Origin of the sequence: Citrobacter sp. R-1.5.2 (assembly GCF_035064245.1) — a bacterium.
Taxonomy (GTDB): Bacteria; Pseudomonadota; Gammaproteobacteria; order Enterobacterales; family Enterobacteriaceae; genus Citrobacter.
The window spans coordinates 201,562-215,140 of record NZ_JASEYC010000008.1 but is presented as its reverse complement, the minus strand read 5'-3'; the positions used below and the strand labels follow the sequence as shown (position 1 = coordinate 215,140).

Below are 13,579 nucleotides of genomic sequence, written 5' to 3'. Positions count from 1 at the left end.
ATCGGTGGAGCTGCATGACAAAGTCATCGGGCATTATCTGAACATAAAACACTATCAATAAGTTGGAGTCATTACCTCACTCGCCATGCCTAATTTCGCCAGCATGGCATCCGTGACAATTAACGTACGACGAAATCCATATTCCGCCATTGTATTCATTGCATCTTTTAATGAATCAGCGCCAATTACATTCACGGAAGGAATAAAAAATGTTGAAGCAGCCATTGTACGATCCTTAATTACTCAAAAGAGGCAGGAAGCATACGAGTGATAATCCCAACAAAATATGATCGTGATTGTTATTTTAATAACATCAGAGATTAAAAAGCACATTAGGTTCATAATCCAATGTGCTTATTTAAATCAATATTTATTTTGTATTAATTCATTCTATTCCTGAATTAATTGTTTCATTCCTTTTCAGGAAACAGTAATGCATCGCGTAATAAATGATCATTTCCCCGACGACGAGTAAAGCCGATACGGTCAAAATATTCCAGAATCTGGATAGCCAGTTTGCGTCCAACATTGAGTCTGTCGCGGAAATCGGCAGCGCAGGTCGACCCTCTCTCCTGATCCAGTTCGCGGATCAGATTCGCGAAGGCCACAATCCGATCGTTACGGTAATAACGATCTTTGACGATCGCCGTAATAATGCCCTGTTGCGCCGCCTGCCGTAGCGCCAGACGCATCGCCTGCTCGTCCGTAGCCGTGGTTTTCGCCAGATCGCGCACCCACCACGGCTCATCACCAAACAGAGGCTCTACTTTTTGCCAGATAGCCAACTGCTCATCGCTGAAACCGGCCTTATGATCCGGCAAATGCAGCCAGCCATGATGGCTATGAATAGCACCGCTATCGCGCATCTTTTCAATCAGCAGCAGGACCAGCGCTTCATCTTCCATCGGCAGGGCCATACGACGCAGGCGTTCACGTCCAGGTCCTGGCTCATCACGATGTTGCTCATGGTAGGTCGCCAGCGTATCCAGAATCTTACGTTGCCAGCGTGCAGCAACGGGCGCATTCAACAGACTATACCCGGCGCGAATAAATCCATGTTGCTCAATCAACGGACGCATGCCGTCGCCATTAAGCTGGCGTGCCCACGCGAAATCGGGAATGTTCACCGCGCCGCGCGTCAGGTGCAATGCCAGCGCTTCGCCATCATTCTGCGCACTTTCCAGCGCCGACAGCCACTGTAAATACTCCGGCTTACGCTTCCCACGACGCGGCGGATTCAGCGTCACGACACGTGCGCCTGCCAGCGTCGTACGGGCAGAAATATCACGCAGCACCAGCCTGTCGTTATCGGCCAGCCACAGCGGTGTATCAAACACCAGTTCCGCCAGCGTCCCTTCGAGCAGTGAGATGCGCCCGGTCACATGGCTGGCTGCGTGGTGGATATGTAGCGGCTGCCACTGCATCAGGGGGGCCGAGTGTTCTAAAGAGACAATGACGCGTGAGAAGGCCTCCGGCGGCGCATCAGCAAGCAGCCAGTCGCCACGGTTAATCTCTTCTTTTTGCGCATCACCGGCAATGTTCAGCGCAATTCGCTGCCCGGCATGAGCGTGTTCGGTCGGCTGGTTTTGCGCATGCAGGCTACGTACGCGCATCGGTTTGTTAACCCCGGTCAGCCACAGCGCATCCCCGACGTTCACTTCTCCGCTGAGCGCTGTTCCGGTTACGACCAGACCAGCGCCTTTTACCGTGAAAGCGCGGTCAATTGCCAGGCGGAAGGTGTGATCGCGGGCCAGCTCACGCGGCGTCAACTGCAGCAAGTGGTCACGCAGCGCTTCGATACCACGGCCTTCATTGGCGGCAGTCACGAACAGTATCGCATCGGCAAAACCATAGTTACCCAGCGTGGTTTGCACCTCGGCACGTACTTCGTCAATGCGTGCTTCATCGACGCGATCGGCTTTTGTGAGCGCCACGGTAAGTTGTGGGCTGCCTGTCAGTTGCAGGATTTGCAAGTGTTCACGCGTTTGCGCCATCACGCCATCATCACAGGCCACCACCAGCAGCGCGTGGTCGATACCACCGACACCCGCCAGCATGTTGGACAGAAACTTTTCGTGGCCAGGGACATCGATAAATCCCAGTACCTGCCCATCCGGCTGCGGCCAGTAGGCATAGCCGAGGTCGATAGTCATGCCGCGCTTTTTTTCTTCCGGCAGTCGATCGGCATTCACGCCGGTAATCGCCTGTAATAACGTTGTTTTTCCGTGGTCAACGTGTCCGGCGGTTGCAATAATCATTTCAGCATCATCTCCATAAACCGGGTCTCGTCTTCAAGGCAGCGTAGATCCAGCCACAAGCGACCATCATAAATTCGCCCAATGACCGGCACGGGCAGCTGACGCCAGCGGGCGGCCAGCGCTTCGAGGCGGCTTCCACGCCCGTCATGCGGGGTAAAGGTTAATGCCGCGCTCGGCAGCCTATCTACCGGTAATGAGCCGCTGCCAATCTGCGACAGGCAAGGCATGACATTCAACGCAAACTCGGCACTATAATGTTCTGTCAGTTGTGCCTGTAATCGTAGCGCCTGCTCGTGGATCGCCTCTTGCGAGCGGGTGAGCTGGCGTAACGTCGGCAACTTCGCCGCCAGCGCTTCCGGATGCAGATAGAGCCGCAGCGTTGCTTCCAACGCCGCCAGCGTCATTTTATCAGCCCGTAACGCTCGTTTCAGTGGGTGCCGTTGTAAGCGGGCGATCATCTCTTTTTTACCCACAATAATGCCAGCCTGTGGCCCGCCCAACAGCTTGTCACCAGAGAAACTCACCAGGCTCACACCTGCGGCAATGAGCTGCTGCGGCATCGGTTCCTGCGGCAAACCATACTGACTGAGATCGACCAGCGAGCCGCTACCCAGATCCGCCACTACCGGCACATCCAGCTCCTGACCAATGGCAGCCAGCTCAGCTTCATCCACCGACTTCGTAAAGCCTTCGATGCTGTAATTACTGGTATGCACTTTCATCAGCAAACCAGTGTTTTCATTCACCGCCTGACGGTAATCTTTCGCATGGGTGCGGTTGGTGGTGCCAACCTCGCGCAGCATACATCCAGCCTGAGACATCACATCGGGAATACGAAACGCGCCGCCAATTTCTACCAGCTCGCCGCGTGATACCACCACCTCTTTGCCCGCCGCGGTGGCCGCCAGCATCAGCAGAACCGCAGCGGCATTATTATTGACGATACAGGCGTCTTCCGCGCCGGTCAGGCGGCAGAGTAAATCCGCCAGCGCACGGTCGCGATGTCCACGCCCGGCGTCATCCAGGCTGTATTCCAACGTCACCGGCGTACGCATCGCCTGCACCACCGCAGCAATCGCTTCTTCGGCCTGCGACGCGCGACCAAGGTTGGTGTGCAGCACAGTCCCCGTCAGATTCATCACCGGACACAGTGCACTTTGCGATTCTCGCTCTAGCCGGGCGCTGGCCTCTTGCGCCCAGTCTTCCCCCCATGCTGGAAGCGCCTGCGTGTCGCGAATCGCCTCTCTGGCTTCATCGAGCATATGACGCAGCAGGTCCACCACGCGGGTATGACCGTGGGACTCACGTAAGACCTGGAAGGCGCTATCGCGCAGTAAACGATCGATAGCAGGAAGCTGGCTGTAGAGTGAACGCATGTCGGTTGTCATGAAAGGGCCTGGCTGTTGGTGGCCCTCTCCACCGTGGAGAGGGATATCGATATGCAGAGGATTGTACCGTGACTTTACTCAGGCGGACATAATACGCATCAAGCCTTTGGCGGTTCTGTGCGGGCGAAGCTTTCTCGTTGAAAGAGTGTTTCCACCAGTTTGACCAGACGTGGTCGGTCAACACACCAGCCAGGTGCAACCCGACGAAAATTGAGATAGCCCACGGCACAAGCAATCGCAATCGTTGCCAGATTAACCGTATCCGTTTTCAGCGTACCGTCCGCCAGATAACCTTCCAGCACATCCAGGCTGCGGGTAATTTTTTCGCGCTGGCGTAGCAATTCAGTTTCTGACTGCTGCGCAGCGGGGCGCGCCTGCTCACGTACCGACACCAACCCGGCATCCATGATACCGTCCGCCAGTGCTTCCAGTTGCCGTACTTTCAGTGCCGCCAACGGCTCACGCGGAAGCATCGCGGGTGCAATATCCAACAGCTCTATATATTCAGCAATGATCGGTGAATCAAACCAGTACTCTCCCTCATCGGTGACCAGCGCGGGCACTTTGCCTAACGGGTTATATCGCGCCACGCCGTTTTCCGCGTTATAGGGGAGTTCATTAACGAATTCGAAGGTGATGCCCTTTTCCAGCAACAGAATAGAAATTTTACGCACAAAAGGGCTGGTATAGCTGCCAATGAGTTTCATGCCGTGTCCTTTTTGCCAACAAAAAAGCGATGTCCAACGAATATCTGGACACCGCTTAGTATGGCTCAGGCCACGACAAATGGCAGGTGATGCTGGTCTCAATGATCTAAATAAAGATAATGCATCCAACTGGTCATACGCAGCAGCACTTTACGCATCACCGAGACATGGGCGAAATGGTCGGAATAGACCGCCACCTGTGCGTAGATCCCATCAGGTAAAGCATCTACATCAGCATTCGGTTCCAGTTCAATCGTCGCCAGTACACCATCCGTTCCCGGAACAACGGTTAAGGACTGCAATGCCCCCTGCGCTTGATAAGACCCTCCCGGCACAACCGGCAGGATGCTGGTCAGCTTACCGGTGAATACCTGACCCGGCAGCGCGTTAAACACCACCTCCGCTTCATCACCCGGCTCCAGACGGAGCAGAGAGTTCTGGCGGAACTGCGCCACAATTTGCCGTTTCTGTTCAGGTATAAATACCATTACGGGTCGCAGCGGTAGCGCAGCAGCATAGGTCCCCGGACGGATGAGTAACTGCGTCACGTAACCGTTGCTGGGCGCCCGCACCACGGTCTGATCCAGATTGTATTTCGCCTCTGTCAGTTGCGCGCGCAGGCTAACAACCTGTGATTGCTCACCGTTGACCATGCTGTCTAACTGGCTTTGAATTTGTGATTGTTCAGCGACCGACGCTTTGACCAGCGCATCCTGTGCCAGGTAGTTCTGGCGTGCATTATCGATATCGCTTTCAGAGAATGGATTGACTCGCGCCTGGCTGCCTTTCAGGTAGCGCTGATAATCTTTGTACAGACGGTCACGTTCGGCTGAAACACGCGTGGTATTGGCCTGCGCCTCAGACAATTGCGCTTTTAAGGTCTCAATATTATGCGTGGCCGTCACCAGATCGGCCTGTAGCCTGTCGACTCGCGCCTGATAACGCACCGGATCGAGCTTAAAAAGCACTTCGCCTTTTTTAATCAGCTGGTTATTTTTATCGGTTACCTCACTCACAATACCCGTGACCTGCGGGGTAATAGGAATTGAAATAACGGCTTTTTGCGCGGTAAACGTATAAGGGTGGTTATAGTTCATTAATAAGATGAGTCCCGCCACAATAAACACCCCGCCTAATGCGGCAGTCGCCAGTGTCCATTGGTTTACCGGAATACGGAATATCTTGAAGATGGCCCAGGCAAACGCCACGTAGGTCAGAACAATCAACAAATCCATGATTAAATCTCCGGGAAAGTGGAGTCATCAGTTTTTTTCTCCCCAGCCAGCCTTTGTTCTAACTGGGTAATGCGCGCAGCCAGCGCGGCAATTTCAGGGTCTTGTTCCTTTCCGGTCGGCGCGACATGTGACTGCATCCCCCAGCCCTTTTCAGGCTGGTAGAGCGTGGCCCAGATCCACAGAAACGGCCAGATAACATGCAGCGTAAACAGGCTTACCCACCCAGCGGTATGAATGGCTTCCGCATGCGGGTGGTTACGCTTTTTAGCCATGTTGTAGGGAATGTCATGGATGGCAATGATTCCGTAAAACAGAACCAGAAAAACGAAGATCAGCACGCCTAATGCGAAATAATTTAGAAACATACCTGCCTCGAATTCACGCTAATTAGAGTTTTTTTGTGCCGGCAGCCGTATGTTTCCTGGCTGATATTTTGAACATAACTGGAGATCGGGGTTTTCGCCATACCACAAAATAAATATTTTTTCTGGTGAGAAATTGCTCTCTTGTGCGAAAAAAAGTGCCAGGGTAGAAGCTGTTGAAGATCACATCCAGGGAATCTCCAATGAAAATACTTTGCGATCGACTTCACAAAAATCCAACAAACAGTGAATTACAAAACGTGAACCAATTCACATTTAATCGCCATTTTTAGCAAATTACTGGGTGCCGATGTTTTTTTGTACCGACATTTTGTGATTGAAATCACATTAACTAGCGCCACACACCCTATATTTACGTGACGCAAGTCACACAAAAGGCCATCGACTGGACAGTTGAACGATTCAGTGCCAGATTTCGCAGTATCTACAGGGTCCGGCTACCTCCTGCCGCTACATTAACAAACCTCGGGCTTTCAGCCTGCGCGATAGCAAACATAAGAAGGGGTGTTTTTATGTCATCCGATATTAAGATCAAGGTGCAAAGCTTTGGTCGATTCCTCAGCAACATGGTGATGCCAAATATCGGCGCGTTTATCGCGTGGGGTATTATCACCGCATTATTCATTCCGACAGGGTGGTTGCCGAACGAAACGCTGGCGAAGCTGGTCGGCCCGATGATCACCTATCTGCTGCCACTGCTGATCGGTTATACCGGTGGTAAGCTGGTAGGCGGCGAACGCGGCGGCGTAGTGGGTGCGATTACCACCATGGGCGTGATCGTCGGTGCTGATATGCCGATGTTCCTTGGTGCGATGATTGCAGGCCCGCTGGGCGGTTGGGCAATCAAACATTTCGACGGCTGGGTAGACGGTAAGATCAAATCCGGTTTTGAGATGCTGGTGAATAACTTCTCCGCTGGCATCATCGGTATGATCCTCGCCATTCTGGCCTTCCTCGGTATTGGCCCATTGGTTGAAGCCCTGTCCAAAATTCTGGCGGCCGGCGTTAACTTTATGGTTGTCCATGACATGCTGCCGCTGGCGTCTATCTTCGTTGAACCGGCGAAAATCCTGTTCCTCAACAACGCCATCAACCACGGTATTTTCTCACCGCTGGGCATTCAGCAGTCCCATGAGATGGGTAAATCCATCTTCTTCCTGATTGAAGCAAACCCAGGCCCGGGTATGGGTGTTCTGCTGGCGTACATGTTCTTCGGTCGCGGTAGCGCTAAACAGTCTGCGGGCGGTGCGGCTATCATCCACTTCCTGGGTGGTATCCACGAAATTTACTTCCCATACGTGCTGATGAACCCACGCCTGATCCTGGCCGTTATCCTCGGCGGTATGACTGGTGTATTCACCCTGACAATCCTGAACGGTGGTCTGGTGTCTCCGGCTTCTCCGGGTTCTATCCTGGCCGTGCTGGCAATGACGCCGAAAGGGGCTTACTTCGCTAACATCGCGGCAATCTGTGCGGCAATGGCGGTCTCTTTTGTGGTCTCGGCGATTCTGCTGAAAACCAGCAAAGTGAAAGAAGAAGATGATATTGATGCGGCAACCCGTCGTATGCAGGACATGAAAGCAGAATCTAAAGGCGCTTCTCCGCTGTCTGCTGGCGATGTCACCAACGACCTGAGCCACGTGCGTAAAATCATCGTCGCCTGTGACGCTGGTATGGGTTCCAGTGCCATGGGTGCAGGCGTACTGCGTAAGAAAGTACAGGATGCTGGTCTGTCGCAGATTTCCGTTACCAACAGCGCAATTAACAATCTGCCGCCGGATGTGGATCTGGTCATTACTCACCGTGATCTGACCGAACGTGCGATGCGCCAGGTTCCGCAGGCTCAGCACATTTCGCTGACCAACTTCCTCGACAGCGGTCTGTATACCAGCCTGACTGAGCGTCTGGTCGCGGCGCAACGCCACAACGTCAACGAAGAAAAAGTACGCGATCACCTGAAAGACAGCTTTGATGAAGGTGATAACAACCTGTTCAAACTGGGTGCGGAGAACATCTTCCTTGGCCGTAAAGCCACCAACAAAGAAGAAGCCATTCTGTTTGCCGGTGAGCAACTGGTGAAAGGCGGCTACGTTGAGCCGGAATACGTCCAGGCAATGCTGGACCGCGAAAAACTGACCTCTACCTACCTGGGTGAGTCCATTGCGGTACCGCACGGCACCATCGAAGCAAAAGATCGCGTGCTGAAAACCGGCATCGTATTCTGCCAGTACCCGGAAGGTGTGCGCTTCGGTGAAGAAGAAGATGATATTGCCCGCCTGGTCATTGGTATCGCTGCGCGTAACAATGAGCATATCCAGGTGATCACCAGCCTGACCAACGCGCTGGATGATGAATCTGTCATCGAACGGCTGGCACATACCACCAGCGTGGATGAAGTTCTGGAACTGCTGGCAGGTCGTAAGTAAGCGTTATTGCCCGGTGGCGCTCACGCTTACCGGGCCTACAAAATCCTCTCCGCAAAGGAGAGGGTTAGGTTGAGGGGAAATCTATGCGGTCCCTCACCCCAGCCCTCTTGGGTAAAAACATTAATGAAGGTTAATACTATGAAAGCATTACATTTTGGCGCAGGTAATATCGGTCGTGGCTTTATCGGCAAACTGCTGGCTGACGCGGGGATACAACTCACCTTTGCGGATGTAAATCAGGTAGTCCTTGATGCCCTGAATGCCCGTCATAGCTATCAGGTTCATGTAGTAGGTGAAAACGAGCAGGTCGATACTGTTTCAGGCGTCAACGCCGTTAGCAGCATCGGTGATGATGTCGTCGAACTGATTGCCCACGTTGATTTAATCACCACGGCTGTGGGTCCGGTTGTGCTTGAGCGTATCGCACCGGCCATCGCCAAAGGGCTGGGCAAACGCAAAGCTCAGGGCATCACCACTCCGCTGAATATCATCGCCTGTGAAAACATGGTGCGCGGAACCACACAGTTGAAAGGCCACGTGATGAACGCACTGGCAGATGAAGACAAAGCCTGGGTTGAAGAACATGTTGGCTTTGTCGATTCCGCCGTGGATCGCATCGTACCGCCATCTGCTTCTGCGACCCACGATCCGCTGGAAGTGACCGTGGAAACCTTCAGTGAGTGGATTGTCGACCAAACGCAGTTCAAAGGCGAATTGCCAAACATCCCAGGAATGGAATTAACTGATAACCTGATGGCATTTGTCGAACGTAAACTCTTCACGCTGAACACCGGGCATGCTATAACCGCGTACCTCGGAAAATTGACCGGTCATCAGACCATCCGTGACGCGATTCTCGACGAGAAAATCCGCGCAGTGGTAAAAGGTGCAATGGAAGAGAGCGGCGCGGTACTGATCAAACGCTATGGCTTTGATGCAGCAAAACATGCGGCATACATTCAGAAAATCCTCGGTCGTTTTGAAAACCCGTACCTGAAAGATGACGTTGAGCGCGTGGGCCGTCAGCCGCTGCGTAAACTGAGCGCAGGCGACCGTCTGATTAAACCCCTGCTGGGCACGCTGGAGTATGGTCTGCCGCACGTTAATCTGGTGCAGGGTATTGCCGCTGCGATGCATTACCGCAGTGCAGAAGATCCGCAGGCGCAGGAACTGGCTGCACTGATTGACGAAAAAGGCCCACAGGCCGCTCTGGCGCAAGTGTCCGGACTGGATGCCAACAGTGATGTGGTTGCGGAGGCGGTTAACGCATATAACGCAACCAAATGATACAGAATACGGCGCAGGTCATCCTGCGCCGACATGACAGATTGTCAGATATGCAGGCAATAATGGAACAAACACAGGCCTTTGAAAATCGTGTGCTTGAGCGTCTGAATGCTGGCAAAACCGTACGCAGCTTCCTCATCACCGCCGTAGAATTACTCACCGAGGCGGTGAATATCCTGGTGCTTCAGGTATTTCGCAAAGACGACTATGCGGTGAAATATGCCGTAGAACCGTTACTCGACGGCGATGGCCCGCTGGGCGATCTTTCGGTTCGTTTGAAGCTAATCTACGGTCTGGGCGTACTCAGTCGTCCGGAATATGAAGATGCGGAACTGTTGATGGCACTGCGTGAAGAGTTAAATCACGACGGCAATGAATATGCGTTCACCGATGACGAAATTCTTGGGCCATTTGGTGAGCTGCACTGCGTGACGGCGCTCCCGCCACCACCACAGTTTGATACCTCAGACTCGGGTCTGCACGCCATGCAAATCCAGCGTTACCAGCAAATGGTACGCTCCACGATGGTGCTTTCCCTGACCGAGCTGATTTCTAAAATCAGCTTAAAAAAAGCCTTTCAAAAATAAAGCGGAGCGCTTTACTTCCCTTCCTGCTGTGGCCGGTACAGCTGTCGATAGTACGCCAGGCGTTGCAGATACAGCTCGGCATTCTCTTGCGGCACTTCAGAAGGGACAACGTTGCGCGGCGGTGTTTTATTCAAATACTCACGGAAAGCCTGGCTTGAAGCCATAAAATCGATAGTTTTATCAATAAGAATAGAAACGTTCTCACCTATTTTCGCCATGATGACCAATCCTCCATGTATTCTCCGCGTACGGCCTACGCGGTCGATGATTTAAGTTTAGGATCGGTTGAGCAATTACATTGAGGAAAACGTGCTTCACTATGAACCTGCAAATAAAAAGCACCATCGCCGATCTTATCGCTTAAAATTCCATATTAATCAAAACACTAGCATTATCATTAGCGGAGTAATACTTGCGGTATTTGATTATTTATCTTCGATTAGTTGTGAATAATCCCGCTCTGCGCGCATACTATAGGATATTCATCCTATTTTTATCAGAAGCTATCCTATGAAAGAAGTCGAAAAAAACGAAATTAAACGCCTGAGCGATCGCCTGGACGCTATCCGCCACCAGCAGGCTGACCTGTCTCTGGTTGAAGCCGCCGACAAATATGCCGAGCTGGAAAAAGAGAAAGAAACGCTGGAAACCGAGATTGCGCGTCTGCGTGAAGTGCATGGTCAGAAGCTGAGCAAAGAAGCACAAAAGCTCTCTAAGCTCCCCTTCCGTCGCGCTATCACCAAAAAAGAACAAGCAGACATGGGTAAGCTGAAGAAAAGCGTGCGCGGCCTGGTAGTCGTACACCCGATGACCGAACTGGGTCGTGAAATGGGCCTGAAAGAGATGACCGGCTTCGCGAAGAGCGAGTTCTAATCGCTCACGCAACGTTGGATTTTCCGTACCCCTACGCAACAAGTGGGGGTACGGCATGCTCGGGCTAAAATCCGAATTTTTCCTAAAATATAATCACACCTTCCATATATAAATTTATTTCAATCGTGTTGCTCTACGTTATAGACCAACAGAACGAGTCGCAATATTCAGTTACATTCATACAATGAATTTTTTCCTCTCTGTCTCTTCCTTCTTCCGCAGAACATAATTGACCAACAAAATTAAATAATATTATCATCCGCAAACACCTGCACCCGACATATACATATTGTGATTAGTTCTCAGTAAAATATCACCGTTCAAAATTAATTGTTAGCATCAGCGACCAGCTGATTCCATAACGGTGATGAATATTTTTATTGTTCTCATCACCTATATATCGGCCAAAGGTAAACATATATTTTCGCCATATGAATAGATGAGCAAGTCGTTATTTTTACATCATATAAATAAGGATTTTTTATATGCACAAATATGGAAGATTTATTCCCCCCGTCATCTTAGGATTTTCATTTTTGCTCTCGGCCTGCGATTACACGGCCGATAAAGGCCTTATCGAAACGCTGAAGAAACAGCAGCAAGAGCAAGAAGCAAAGATAAACATACTGGAAAAACAGCAAACTAGCGTTATCTCGGCGACGACAAAACTCGCTCATGTCGTTGGCCGCATCGAACGTAAACAACGCTTGTTCGAATACACGGAATTGGACCCATCACAAACCCGCTACTTTTTCATTAATAACGGCAATGTCGGGTTAGCGGGACGCATTCTATCTATTGAACCCATTGATGATGGCAGCGTTATTCATATTGATTTAGTAAATCTGATCAGTATTCCGATATCCAATATCGGTTTTAACATGACATGGGGAGCGAAAAAACCGGTGGATGCCAAAGACCTTCCTCGATGGCAACAACTTTTATTCAGCACACAGATGGACTCTACGCTGGAACTGCTGCCCGGGAAATGGACAAACGTGAAGTTGACCCTCAAGGGTGTCGCGCCCAACAACCTCAAATATCTTAAGGTTGGCATTAATATGAAAGATCTTATCTTCGAAGATGCGAAGCCTATTAAAGAAAAGAAAAAAGACGTCAAGAAATAACAGATATCGTTAATACAGCTATTTTAGCGAAGGAAAGCATTTATTTATGAACAGAATATTTAAAGTCATCTGGAACGCCGCGACGGGAACATTTATTGTGACCAGCGAGACCGCCAAAAGCCGCGGCAAGAAAAGCAGCCGTAAAAAGCTGGTCGCCTCGGCGCTTATCGGCGCCAGCAGCCTGTTGGCTTCCGCCGGCGCGCTTGCCAATGCCGGGAACGATACAGGCAAAGGCGTGACGCCTGCCGGTACAACGGAGGGGACAGGGTGGATTGCAATTGGTACAGGTGCCGAAGCCAATACCTATACCGGTGTAGATGGCGCCAGTGCCGCACTGGGATACAAGGCCTCCGCGATGGGGAAATGGAGTACCGCCATTGGATCGTACAGTAATTCATCTGGCGAATCTTCTTTAGCACTCGGCGTCAAAGCGGTATCGAGCGGCGACCGCGCCATTGCGATGGGGGCATCCTCATCGGCAGAGGGATATTACGCTATGGCCATGGGGGTTCGTGCTAACGCCAGCGGACAAACATCCGTCGCACTCGGTAATAATGCCGCAGCAACCGGAGACGACAGCTCGGCCCTCGGTAATGGCGCGAAAGCAACCGGCACCAATTCTGTCGCCATCGGTGCGGGCTCTACCGCGCAAGAAGATAACTCCGTCGCGGTCGGCAACAGCACTACACAACGTAAAGTAACCTACCTTGCTAAAGGCGCGATTAACGCCACCAGCACCGATGCGGTAACCGGCGCGCAGGTATATGCCGTGAGCCAATCGGTCGCAGAGCGCCTGGGCGGCGGTTCCTCGGTTAACACGACTGACGGCACGGTAAATGCGCCGACTTACACGGTAGGCACAGGGACCTATAACAACGTGGGCAGCGCTTTAAACGCCCTGGACACCTCGATCACGAATATGAATTCCTCCGTGACAGAGTTGGCCAGCGATGCCCTGCAGTGGAACGAGACAGACAACGCCTTTAGCGCCAGCCATAGCAACGCAACCGACAAGATCACCCACCTGGCGGCGGGTACACTGGCGGCCGATAGCACCGATGCGGTTAACGGTTCTCAGCTATTTGAAACCAATCAGAACGTGGCGCAAAACACCACTGACATTGCGACCAATACGACAAATATCGCGACCAATACCACGGACATTGCAACAAATACCAGCAATATCGCAACCAACACCACGGATATTGCGACCAATACCAGCAATATCGCAACCAACACCACGGATATTGCGACCAATACCAGCAATATCGCAACCAACACAACCAACATCACCAATCTGAATACCTC

At 51.8% G+C, this 13,579-nt stretch carries 13 protein-coding genes and 1 pseudogene; 7 read left to right on the top strand and 7 right to left on the bottom strand.

Features of this window, described 5'->3' with window-relative positions; translation table 11 throughout:
* Positions 1-4 precede the first annotated feature (4 nt).
* Positions 5-61 (top strand): IS1 family transposase, encoded by a 57-nt coding sequence (locus QMN38_RS27010; protein WP_003032489.1) that lies wholly within the window; start codon positions 5-7, stop codon positions 59-61.
* An 11-nt stretch (positions 62-72) separates the two neighbouring features.
* On the opposite strand, the pseudogene QMN38_RS16175 reads toward QMN38_RS27010, so the two are convergent.
* From QMN38_RS16175 to QMN38_RS16150, 6 genes and pseudogenes are all read right to left on the bottom strand, one after another.
* Positions 73-225 (bottom strand): annotated as a pseudogene (locus QMN38_RS16175) (L-threonine dehydrogenase); the annotation flags it as partial.
* Positions 226-410: 185 nt separating this feature from the next.
* The gene (selB, locus tag QMN38_RS16170; RefSeq protein ID WP_323605353.1) at positions 411-2,258 is read right to left on the bottom strand and encodes a selenocysteine-specific translation elongation factor; all 1,848 of its coding nucleotides are present in this window, start codon (positions 2,256-2,258) and stop codon (positions 411-413) included.
* Complete coding sequence (gene selA / locus QMN38_RS16165; protein ID WP_323605352.1) at positions 2,255-3,646, bottom strand: L-seryl-tRNA(Sec) selenium transferase; 1,392 nt, start codon at positions 3,644-3,646, stop codon at positions 2,255-2,257. The genes selB and selA overlap by 4 nt, the downstream gene beginning before the upstream one ends.
* Positions 3,647-3,744: 98 nt before the next feature.
* Positions 3,745-4,353 (bottom strand): glutathione S-transferase, encoded by a 609-nt coding sequence (locus QMN38_RS16160; RefSeq protein WP_271454727.1) that lies wholly within the window; start codon positions 4,351-4,353, stop codon positions 3,745-3,747.
* Between the two features lie 98 nt (positions 4,354-4,451).
* Complete coding sequence (locus QMN38_RS16155; RefSeq protein WP_137382079.1) at positions 4,452-5,588, bottom strand: HlyD family secretion protein; 1,137 nt, start codon at positions 5,586-5,588, stop codon at positions 4,452-4,454.
* A 2-nt stretch (positions 5,589-5,590) separates the two neighbouring features.
* Positions 5,591-5,953, bottom strand: a complete 363-nt coding sequence (locus QMN38_RS16150; RefSeq protein ID WP_271448755.1) for a DUF3302 domain-containing protein — start codon at positions 5,951-5,953, stop codon at positions 5,591-5,593.
* A gap of 530 nt (positions 5,954-6,483) precedes the next feature.
* Here QMN38_RS16150 and mtlA point away from each other — a divergent pair.
* The 3 genes from mtlA (at position 6,484) to mtlR (ending at position 10,271) form a co-directional block, all read left to right on the top strand.
* A complete protein-coding gene (mtlA, locus tag QMN38_RS16145) occupies positions 6,484-8,397 on the top strand; it encodes a PTS mannitol transporter subunit IICBA (protein ID WP_202037423.1) in 1,914 nt (637 codons plus the stop codon).
* Positions 8,398-8,535: 138 nt separating this feature from the next.
* Positions 8,536-9,684, top strand: coding sequence for a mannitol-1-phosphate 5-dehydrogenase (gene mtlD / locus QMN38_RS16140; protein ID WP_271456094.1), 1,149 nt, complete (start codon positions 8,536-8,538; stop codon positions 9,682-9,684).
* Positions 9,681-10,271 (top strand): mannitol operon repressor MtlR, encoded by a 591-nt coding sequence (mtlR, locus tag QMN38_RS16135; protein WP_271440361.1) that lies wholly within the window; start codon positions 9,681-9,683, stop codon positions 10,269-10,271. The genes mtlD and mtlR overlap by 4 nt, the downstream gene beginning before the upstream one ends.
* Before the next feature lie 11 nt (positions 10,272-10,282).
* Here the strand turns inward: mtlR and QMN38_RS16130 are convergent, their stop codons facing one another.
* Entirely contained in the window at positions 10,283-10,489 is a 207-nt protein-coding gene (locus tag QMN38_RS16130) for a hypothetical protein (protein ID WP_271440360.1), read from the bottom strand.
* Positions 10,490-10,781: 292 nt separating this feature from the next.
* On the opposite strand from QMN38_RS16130, the gene QMN38_RS16125 reads away from it, so the two are divergent.
* The 3 genes from QMN38_RS16125 to QMN38_RS16115 all read left to right on the top strand — a co-directional run.
* On the top strand, positions 10,782-11,144 hold the full coding sequence (locus tag QMN38_RS16125; protein WP_271448757.1) for a YibL family ribosome-associated protein: 363 nt from the start codon (positions 10,782-10,784) through the stop codon (positions 11,142-11,144).
* 485 nt (positions 11,145-11,629) lie between these two features.
* Complete coding sequence (locus tag QMN38_RS16120) at positions 11,630-12,271, top strand: SadB/YajI family lipoprotein (protein WP_323605351.1); 642 nt, start codon at positions 11,630-11,632, stop codon at positions 12,269-12,271.
* 46 nt (positions 12,272-12,317) lie between these two features.
* The coding region (locus QMN38_RS16115) for an ESPR-type extended signal peptide-containing protein (RefSeq protein WP_323605350.1) at positions 12,318-13,579 on the top strand (1,262 nt) is incomplete at its 3' end.

Bases quoted from the DNA above. Each gene is read 5' to 3' on its own strand.
- QMN38_RS16155 (WP_137382079.1), bottom strand. From the start codon at position 5,588: ATGGATTTGTTGATTGTTCTGACCTACGTGGCGTTTGCCTGGGCCATC.
- mtlA (WP_202037423.1), top strand. From the start codon at position 6,484: ATGTCATCCGATATTAAGATCAAGGTGCAAAGCTTTGGTCGATTCCTC.
- QMN38_RS16150 (WP_271448755.1), bottom strand. From the start codon at position 5,953: ATGTTTCTAAATTATTTCGCATTAGGCGTGCTGATCTTCGTTTTTCTG.
- QMN38_RS16160 (WP_271454727.1), bottom strand. From the start codon at position 4,353: ATGAAACTCATTGGCAGCTATACCAGCCCTTTTGTGCGTAAAATTTCT.
- mtlD (WP_271456094.1), top strand. From the start codon at position 8,536: ATGAAAGCATTACATTTTGGCGCAGGTAATATCGGTCGTGGCTTTATC.
- QMN38_RS16130 (WP_271440360.1), bottom strand. From the start codon at position 10,489: ATGGCGAAAATAGGTGAGAACGTTTCTATTCTTATTGATAAAACTATC.
- QMN38_RS16125 (WP_271448757.1), top strand. From the start codon at position 10,782: ATGAAAGAAGTCGAAAAAAACGAAATTAAACGCCTGAGCGATCGCCTG.
- QMN38_RS16120 (WP_323605351.1), top strand. From the start codon at position 11,630: ATGCACAAATATGGAAGATTTATTCCCCCCGTCATCTTAGGATTTTCA.
- mtlR (WP_271440361.1), top strand. From the start codon at position 9,681: ATGATACAGAATACGGCGCAGGTCATCCTGCGCCGACATGACAGATTG.
- selB (WP_323605353.1), bottom strand. From the start codon at position 2,258: ATGATTATTGCAACCGCCGGACACGTTGACCACGGAAAAACAACGTTA.
- selA (WP_323605352.1), bottom strand. From the start codon at position 3,646: ATGACAACCGACATGCGTTCACTCTACAGCCAGCTTCCTGCTATCGAT.